Origin of the sequence: Methylobacterium sp. WL103, assembly GCF_008039885.1 — a bacterium.
GTDB classification, from domain to species: Bacteria; Pseudomonadota; Alphaproteobacteria; order Rhizobiales; family Beijerinckiaceae; genus Methylobacterium; species Methylobacterium cerastii.
Map to the genome: position 1 here is coordinate 1 of NZ_VRUX01001116.1, position 756 is coordinate 756.

The 756-nt window shown below is 74.6% G+C and carries 1 protein-coding gene; it reads left to right on the top strand.

The annotated features are described in order from the left end of the window. A partial coding sequence (locus FV222_RS28135) for a glycosyltransferase N-terminal domain-containing protein (protein WP_281406945.1) occupies nt 1-756 on the top strand: 756 nt, incomplete at both ends.

Here is a 756-nt window from a genome sequence, read left to right on the forward strand (position 1 = left end):
CGCTTGGCCGAGCGCCGCGCCCTGCCCGGGCGGGCGCGGCCCGTGGGCTCGCTGGTCTGGATGCACGGGGCGTCGGTGGGCGAGTCGCTCTCGCTGGTCGGCCTCGTCGAGGGAATGATCGCCCGCGGCTTCTCGGTGCTGGTCACCACCGGCACCCGCAGCGCCGCCGACCTGATCGGCGCGCGCCTGCCGGCGGGCGCCGTACACCAGTACATGCCCCTCGATGCGCCGCGCTGGGTCGCGCGCTTCCTCGACCATTGGCAGCCCGACCTCGCCCTGGTCGCCGAGTCCGAGATCTGGCCCAACACCGTGGTGGCGCTGCATGCCCGCGCCATCCCCTTGCTGCTCGTCAACGGACGGATGTCGGAGCAGTCGTTCGCCGGTTGGGCGCGTGCGCCGCGCACGGCCAAGGCGCTGCTGGCGCGAATCGCGATCTGCCTTGCGCAGACGCGCGACGACGCCGAGCGCTTCGTGCGCCTCGGCGCGCCGCGGGTGAGCGTGGCCGGGAACCTCAAGTACGATGCCGCGGTGCAGCCGGCCGACCGGCAGCAGGTGGCCTATCTCGGGGACATGATCGGCGACCGCCCGGTCTGGGTCGCAGCGAGCACCCATCCGGGCGAGGACGCGGCGGCGGCCGAGGCGCATGCGGCGCTGAAAGACCGGTTCCCGCGGCTCCTGACCATCGTCGCCCCGCGCCACCCCTATCGCGGTGGCGACGTGGCGGCCTGCGCGACGGCTCACGGGCTGCGCAGCGCG